The sequence below is a fragment of the Xanthomonas campestris pv. asclepiadis genome (genome assembly GCF_020784175.1).
Lineage (GTDB): Bacteria > Pseudomonadota > Gammaproteobacteria > Xanthomonadales > Xanthomonadaceae > Xanthomonas > Xanthomonas campestris_D.
In genome coordinates this window covers 45,844-52,603 of sequence record NZ_JAJGQM010000037.1, presented here as the reverse complement: position 1 = coordinate 52,603, position 6,760 = coordinate 45,844, and the positions used below count along the sequence as shown (strand labels likewise).

The following is a 6,760-nucleotide window of genomic DNA, read 5'->3' as shown; positions in this document are numbered from 1 at the left end:
GCCTTCAGGTGGGGCCATTGTCCAACCGCAGCGTCGCAGATCCTGCAACTACCGGCTGAGGAATGGGGCTAATCAAGTATACCTTTGAAGGAAGCTTGAGGCCGTAGATGAGCGAAAACGCATTCTGGATTGCGCGGCGTGATGAGTCATCAGCCATCACCGGAAGCACAACGCGATCAGCCGCAGCGAGCGCAATCTGCGTATACATAGAAAAACTCGGATTTGTGTCAATAAAGACAATGTCGTAGTCACTATCGATACTAGCCAAAAAGTCACGCAGCCAGTCGATTACCCCGAGCCATGTATTTACCCCTGGCAATTGTAAGTTTGCCAGTGAATTCATTGCTATGGCTTGCAGTTCAAGTAGCGGGTCGCCGCAAACAAGGTCGATAGACTTCGGGATTGACGAGTTGTACTTCCACGGACTGGTGATGTATTCCTTCGCATTGAAACTCGGGATCTGGTGAGCGGAGGGCATGCGCAAATCGAAGTAGCCACCGATACTGCACCGAGGGGTCATGCCCTGCCGTTCAAGAAGTTTACCGCTACCGCCATTCTGAAGACCACCAAGAAACAACTCCGACATATTTGCCTGAGGACATATGTCTATGGCCAAGATGCGTTTCGTTGGATTACTTTTTGCATATTTGCAGATAGTCTGGAAGGCAAGGCTTGTCTTGCCTGTCCCACCTTTATTGTTCCAAATTGCGTAAGTTAGCATTTCATTCAATCAAAGGTCAAAAAAAGACTCTATCAGAGGTCGGCAGGAATTCGTATAAAAAACAGCAAAAGTGATCTAACTAGCTGTCAGCAAAGGTTTTTTACACGAGCCCCTGCCGACCCTTAGCCACGCTCGACCATCGCTACCTTTGACGATGCACTGAGAGCCACATCGCCAATTCCGCCGATGACGGCAGCCGCCGCTGGATCTCGCATCGCCGCTTCTGACGATGAGATCTACTCTTTGACATTTGAGGGACCGAACTGCGGGGGTCTCCCGTCTGCGGCCGCGAGAATCGGCTATTCGACGGTCGGCAGGAAATCGTGCTGAACAGGGCCAGCTATTTCGTACCGAGCTACGTACTACGTGATTACGTAATGTTTTGGGTTATGTCAGAGCCACAAGTCCGCCATGCTCTAAAGCGGAATAATTCTGGTTTATCGCGCCTGATAGCGTTGAAAGCCCGGTTCTCCAGGGGCGCAGTATGGAACTTCCCCATCGCGCAGGATCAGGAGGAGGGTCGGCAGGACGGCCGATATGCTTGCAAGAGTGCCACAAGACTTGCTATTACACTTAAATTCAATGACTTGCCCGAAAAATGGCTGTTCTCGGAACGATTCCCCGCCGACCCTCGGCAATGCCTGCCTGGGCAGAGGTTAGCTCAAGTGCCTGCGCCTCATACGCATCGACCATTTGCGTGGTCAAGGCCTCCGCATCCAGGCGTTCGGCGCGGCGTCCGCGCTTGGGTTCGGTAATGTGCGCCGGCAGTGACGCGGCTCGGGGCGGCAACGCCCTGATAATTGCCGAGATGCCCCAGCCAGCCCACCGCTTCCAGCTTCAGTGGTCACGCCGCTTGCAGCGGCGGACATGGCATGTCGCGTGGGAGGTGCCCATGCAGCTGGAAAGAAATCGTCAGGGCGTGATTGACTTGGTGGTGAGCAACGGCAGATGGACCGTGGCCATCGAGCTGGACAACCGGGCACCACGCACAAAGTCGATTCGCAAGCTCACGGTGTTTCCATGCGACCGGGCCTATGTGATCTGCCGTAGCGGATCCACCGGGTGAAGTGACGGCGGCCGGGCTGTTGTGCGCGTAGCGCACGATGACCGTTCTACCACTGTGCGCTGATCGACACCTTCGACCTGGCCAGGGCCTTGTCATCCCAGCGCTTGCCATATCACTCCCTGCTGACCTGCTTTTGGGAGAGGGAGCCGCCGGCAACTGCGCCGGGGACTTGATCAGGCCGCGATGGTTGGCGCAGCGCCGTTGGGAGAGGGGCGCTTGCGCCCCTCTCCGGGGGTAGGCAAAGTCTCGACGTTCGGGCAGGTGAGCGAACTCTCATCCTCTGGCTTAAGCCTTCGACCGCTTCAGTGTCCATTCGTCAATCATGTCCGCCCAGTCCTGCAACATCGCCGTCCGCTGCTCGCGGTACTCGGCCTTGTTGTAGACAGCCCTGACGCCTCGCTGTTCGTGCGCCAGGCATTTCTCAATCCAGTCCGTGTTATAGCTGGCCTCATGTAGCAGCGTGCTTGCAGTGCGCCGCAAGTCATGTGGCCCGAACTTGACGAGTGACTTCCCTTCCTTCTGCGCCAGCCGATACGTCAGCGTCAGTACTTGGTTAAGCGTGGCGCTACTCATGGGCAAGTCCGAGTCGTATCGCGACGGCAACACGTAGTCCGATCCGCCGGCAAAGGTCTTGAGGGCAATGAAGATGTCCAGCGCCTGCCTTGACAGGAACACCAGGTGCGGATTGCGTCGCTTCATGCGCTCCTTTGGGATGGTCCAAAGCGCATCACTGAAGCTGATCTCGCTCCATGTTGCGTTGGTCAGCTCGCTCTTGCGCACCATCGTCAGCAGCAGCAATTTGGCGGCTGCTCGGATAGATGGCGTTGTGCCGATGCGCTCCATGTACTGATACATCAGGCCGATCTCGTGGGGCGTCAGCGCACGGTCCCGCGGCTCGAACTTGGCGATAGTGGTCGGCCGCACCAGCTCTGCCGGATTCTCGACCTTCTGGCCGCGCTCAATAGCCCAGCGAAAGACCTGCAACACCACCTCGCGAGCATGCACAGCGGTCGCCGGTGCTCCGCGCTCCACGATGGTATCGGTCAGTGCGCGCAAGTCCTCGTGGGTGATCTCCACAAGCTTCTGATTGCTGAATTTCGGCTTTAGCTCGCGTTCGTAGACTGAGCGGCGCATGTCACGGGTGGAATCGGCCATCTGGTAGCCCCGTAGCCACTTTTCCGCCCAGGCCCCGAACGTCTCCGCGTCCTTGACGCGGACCTTGTCCCGCGCCTTTTCCTTGGCCGGTGACTTCCCGGCCGCGATCATCTTCTTGGCCTCGCCCAACCGCTCGCGGGCTTCTGCCAGGGTGATGCCGCCGACACCGTAGCGGCCAAAGGTGATGGTCTCCTGCCTACCGTGGATCGAGTAGTTGTAGCGGAACGAAATCGCCCCGGCGGCCGTGACGGCTACATAGAGGCCGTCGCGATCATTCACCTTGTAGAGCTTGTCCTTCGACTTAAGGTTGCGGAGCTTGGTATCGGTCAACATGGTTCTCGGCCTGATTCAACTCAAATACCATGATCCAGAAACCGGCCAATCATTGCGTAAAATAACAATAAAATCATCGTTTTACGTGATTTCGATACCATGAACATCCGCAAGGTGGTTACATGGTATCGGCGACTTCTCATGCCATAGAGGCACTCAGTGCCATCTATCATGCCATGAAAAAACGGGCGCTTGGCGATGCTATTCATTGCCAGATGGCGCCGAACGAATTCACAAAAAATCCTGCAATGACAAGGACTTAGATATTTTTTCGTGCTACTAGATGCCAGCCGGTGCCAGACGCGGGATCATTCCCACTCGATCGTCGCCGGCGGCTTGCCGGAGATGTCGTAGACCACGCGCGAGACGCCGCGCAGTTCGTTGATGATGCGGTTGCTGACCGTGCCGAGGAAGTCGTACGGCAGGTGCGCCCAGTGCGCGGTCATGAAATCAATGGTTTCCACTGCGCGCAGTGCGATCACCCATTCGTAGGCGCGTGCATCGCCGACCACACCCACCGACTTGACCGGCAGGAACACCGCGAATGCCTGGCTGGTCTTGTCGTACAGATCGGCCTTGCGCAGTTCGTCGATGAAGATCGCATCGGCCTTGGCCAGCAGCTCGGCATACTCGCGCTTCACTTCGCCCAGGATGCGCACGCCCAGGCCCGGACCGGGGAACGGATGGCGATACACCATCGTGCGCGGCAAGCCGAGTTCGACACCGAGGCGGCGCACTTCGTCCTTGAACAATTCGCGCAACGGCTCGACCAAGCCCAGCTTCATGTGCTCGGGCAGGCCACCGACGTTGTGGTGACTCTTGATGACGTGCGCCTTGCCGGTCTTGCTGCCGGCCGACTCGATCACATCCGGATAGATCGTGCCCTGCGCCAACCACTTGGCGTTGGCCAGCTTGTTGGATTCTTCGTCGAAGATCTCCACGAACAGGTTGCCGATGATCTTGCGCTTGGCTTCCGGGTCGCTGACGCCTTCCAGCTTGGCGAAATAGCGGTCGGCCGCGTTGACGCGGATCACCTTCACGCCCATGTGCTCGGCGAACATCGCCATCACCTGGTCGCCCTCCTGCCAACGCAGCAGGCCGGTATCGACGAACACACAGGTCAGCTTGTCGCCGATCGCCTTGTGCAGCAGCGCGGCGACCACCGACGAATCCACGCCCCCGGACAGGCCAAGAATCACTTCGTCATCGCCCACCTGCTCGCGCACGCGCGCGATCTGGTCGTCGATGATGTTGGCCGCCGTCCACAGCGTCTGGCAGCCGCAGACATCGACCACGAAGCGGCGCAGCAAGGTCTGGCCCTGCAAGGTGTGGGTGACCTCGGGGTGGAACTGCACGCCGTACCAGCGCTTGTCCTCGTTGGACATCGCCGCCACCGGAATGCGGTCGGTTACCGCCGTGACCGTGAAGCCCGGCGGCACCTGCGACACGTGGTCGCCGTGGCTCATCCATACGTTCAAACGCGAAGAACCTGCATGGTCGGTCAAGCCTGCAAACAAGGCATCGGCGGCCACCACATCGACTTCGGCATGACCGAATTCGCGCTGATCGGCCGCCTCGGTCGCACCACCCAGCTGCGCTGCCAGCGTCTGCATGCCGTAGCAGATGCCGAACACCGGCAAGCCGCTGTCGAACACTTCCTGCGGCGCGACCGGCGCACCCGGCAAGGTGGTCGACTCAGGACCACCGGACAGGATGATGCCCTTGGCACCGAAGCCGGCAATCTCCGACGGGTCATGATCCCAGGCCCAGATCTCGCAATACACCCCGATCTCGCGGATACGCCGCGCAATCAGCTGGGTGTATTGCGCGCCGAAATCGAGGATGAGGATCTTGTCGCTATGGATGTTGGTCATTGAGAGCCGGGATTGGGAATTCGGGATTGGGGATTTGCAACAGCGGAATGGCAGCGATGCACCGCGCCGAAGGAGATGCGGCGGGCTGTTACGAATCCCCAATCCCGCGGATGGGCATCAGCCCATGCGGTAATTCGGCGGTTCCTTGGTGATCTGCACGTCGTGGACATGGCTCTCGCGCTGGCCGGCACCGGTGATGGTGACGAACTTCGGCTTGGTGCGCATTTCCTCGATGGTTGCGCAACCTACATAACCCATCGTCGCGCGCAGGCCGCCGATCAGCTGATGGACGATGCCGCCGACCGGGCCGCGATACGGCACGCGCCCTTCGATGCCTTCCGGCACCAGCTTGTCGGCATCGCTGGAATCCTGGAAATAGCGGTCCTTGGACCCCTTCTCCATCGCGCCCAGGCTGCCCATGCCGCGGTAGCTCTTGTAGCTGCGGCCCTGGAACAGCTCGACCTCGCCCGGGGCTTCCTCGGTGCCGGCGAACAGGCCGCCGACCATCACCGTGGAGGCGCCGGCGACCAGTGCCTTGCCGATATCGCCGGAATAGCGGATGCCGCCATCGGCGATCAACGGAATGCGGTCCTGCAGCGCCTCGGCGACCATGTCCACCGCAGTGATCTGCGGCACACCGACACCGGCGACCACGCGCGTTGTGCAGATGGAACCCGGGCCCACGCCGACCTTGACCGCATCGGCGCCGGCGTCCATCAGTGCCAGCGCGGCATCGCCGGTGACAATGTTGCCGCCAATCACCTGCAGCTGTGGATACGCCTTCTTGACCCAGGCCACGCGATCGATCACGCCCTGCGAATGACCGTGCGCGGTATCGACGATGACCACGTCCACGCCCGCCGCAGCCAGCAGTTCGATGCGCTGCTCGGTGTCGCCGCCCACGCCGACCGCCGCGCCGACCAGCAAGCGCGTGGATCCGTCCTTGGCGGCGTTGGGGTTGTCGGTCTTCTTCTGGATGTCCTTGACCGTGATCAGGCCGCGCAGCTCGAAGCTGTCGTTGACCACCAGGATCTTTTCGATGCGGTTGCGGTGCAGCAGCTCCAGCACTTCCTCGTCACTGGCGCCTTCGCGCACGGTGATCAGGCGATCCTTCTTGGTCATGATGTGGCGGACCGGATCGTCGAGCTTCTTCTCGAAGCGCATGTCGCGGCTGGTGACGATGCCGACCAGTTCGCTGCCATCCACCACCGGCACGCCGGAGATGTTGCGCGCGCGGGTCAGCTTGAGCACCTCGCCGATGGTCGTGTCCGGGCTCACCGTGAACGGCTCGGTGATCACGCCGGATTCGAACTTCTTGACCCGGGCAACTTCGCCCGCCTGCTGCGCAGGGGTCAGATTCTTGTGGATGATGCCGATGCCGCCCAGCTGGGCCATGGCCACCGCCAGGCGGTGTTCGGTCACTGTGTCCATCGCGGCCGAGAGAATCGGCAGTTTCAGGCGCAGATCGCGGGTCAGCCGGGTTTCCAGGCTGACGTCCTTGGGCAGAACGATCGAATGAGCGGGGACGAGGGAAACGTCGTCGTAGGTGAGAGCTTCAGCCTGGATGCGGAGCATCGGCGGACCCGAGTTTGGGGAAGCGCGGCATTTTAC

Annotated in this window: 6 protein-coding genes; 1 reads left to right on the top strand and 5 read right to left on the bottom strand. The window is 60.1% G+C overall.

Annotated elements, in window-relative coordinates; translation table 11 throughout:
- Window positions 1-4: 4 nt before the first annotated feature.
- Window positions 5-721: a ParA family protein gene (locus LL972_RS15860; protein ID WP_429002173.1), complete on the bottom strand. Its 717-nt coding sequence runs from the start codon at window positions 719-721 to the stop codon at window positions 5-7.
- Between the two features lie 892 nt (window positions 722-1,613).
- Between LL972_RS15860 and LL972_RS15855 the strand changes: the two genes are divergently transcribed.
- On the top strand, window positions 1,614-1,787 hold the full coding sequence (locus LL972_RS15855; RefSeq protein ID WP_228328403.1) for a hypothetical protein: 174 nt from the start codon (window positions 1,614-1,616) through the stop codon (window positions 1,785-1,787).
- Between the two features lie 285 nt (window positions 1,788-2,072).
- Here the strand turns inward: LL972_RS15855 and LL972_RS15850 are convergent, their stop codons facing one another.
- The 4 genes from LL972_RS15850 to guaB all read right to left on the bottom strand — a co-directional run bounded on the left by LL972_RS15850 (window position 2,073) and on the right by guaB (window position 6,724).
- Window positions 2,073-3,275 (bottom strand): tyrosine-type recombinase/integrase, encoded by a 1,203-nt coding sequence (locus LL972_RS15850; RefSeq protein ID WP_228328402.1) that lies wholly within the window; start codon window positions 3,273-3,275, stop codon window positions 2,073-2,075.
- Between the two features lie 20 nt (window positions 3,276-3,295).
- Window positions 3,296-3,484: a hypothetical protein gene (locus LL972_RS15845; protein WP_228328401.1), complete on the bottom strand. Its 189-nt coding sequence runs from the start codon at window positions 3,482-3,484 to the stop codon at window positions 3,296-3,298.
- 99 nt (window positions 3,485-3,583) lie between these two features.
- Window positions 3,584-5,149, bottom strand: a complete 1,566-nt coding sequence (gene guaA, locus LL972_RS15840) for a glutamine-hydrolyzing GMP synthase (protein WP_166765245.1) — start codon at window positions 5,147-5,149, stop codon at window positions 3,584-3,586.
- Between the two features lie 117 nt (window positions 5,150-5,266).
- Window positions 5,267-6,724 (bottom strand): IMP dehydrogenase, encoded by a 1,458-nt coding sequence (gene guaB, locus LL972_RS15835; protein ID WP_016903541.1) that lies wholly within the window; start codon window positions 6,722-6,724, stop codon window positions 5,267-5,269.
- Window positions 6,725-6,760: the final 36 nt, after the last annotated feature.

Excerpts from the sequence above, each read along its gene's own strand:
- LL972_RS15845 (WP_228328401.1), bottom strand. The coding sequence starts at position 3,484 with ATGAATAGCATCGCCAAGCGCCCGTTTTTTCATGGCATGATAGATGGC.
- guaB (WP_016903541.1), bottom strand. The coding sequence starts at position 6,724 with ATGCTCCGCATCCAGGCTGAAGCTCTCACCTACGACGACGTTTCCCTC.
- LL972_RS15860 (WP_429002173.1), bottom strand. The coding sequence starts at position 721 with ATGCTAACTTACGCAATTTGGAACAATAAAGGTGGGACAGGCAAGACA.
- LL972_RS15855 (WP_228328403.1), top strand. The coding sequence starts at position 1,614 with ATGCAGCTGGAAAGAAATCGTCAGGGCGTGATTGACTTGGTGGTGAGC.
- guaA (WP_166765245.1), bottom strand. The coding sequence starts at position 5,149 with ATGACCAACATCCATAGCGACAAGATCCTCATCCTCGATTTCGGCGCG.
- LL972_RS15850 (WP_228328402.1), bottom strand. The coding sequence starts at position 3,275 with ATGTTGACCGATACCAAGCTCCGCAACCTTAAGTCGAAGGACAAGCTC.